Consider the following 232-nt stretch of genomic DNA (forward strand, 5'->3'; position numbering starts at 1 on the left):
CGGCCGCTGCGTTTCGATAACCTTAAAGGCGCTGCTGATAAGCTCCAGCTGCTCCGATACGTCGCAGCCCAGCGCGTTGAGTTCGCCGCCGCATGCCGGACAGGTGGTTTCTGCCGGCGACAGCGTGAGGGTTTCGCGGGGAAGTGAGGCCGGCAGCGGTTTGCGGGCGGAAGACTGGCGCAGCAGCTGCGGGAGTGCCGGGTCATGCTGCTCGCCCAGCACCTCAGCCATC

Annotated in this window: 1 protein-coding gene; it reads right to left on the reverse strand. The window is 66.4% G+C overall.

Annotated elements, in window-relative coordinates; translation table 11 throughout:
- Positions 1 to 232 (reverse strand): IS66 family transposase zinc-finger binding domain-containing protein (locus tag F7Q90_RS26450; protein WP_211369718.1); only part of this gene is annotated, 232 nt, incomplete at both ends.

Origin of the sequence: Pantoea stewartii subsp. stewartii (assembly GCF_008801695.1) — a bacterium.
In the GTDB taxonomy this organism is placed as follows: domain Bacteria; phylum Pseudomonadota; class Gammaproteobacteria; order Enterobacterales; family Enterobacteriaceae; genus Pantoea; species Pantoea stewartii.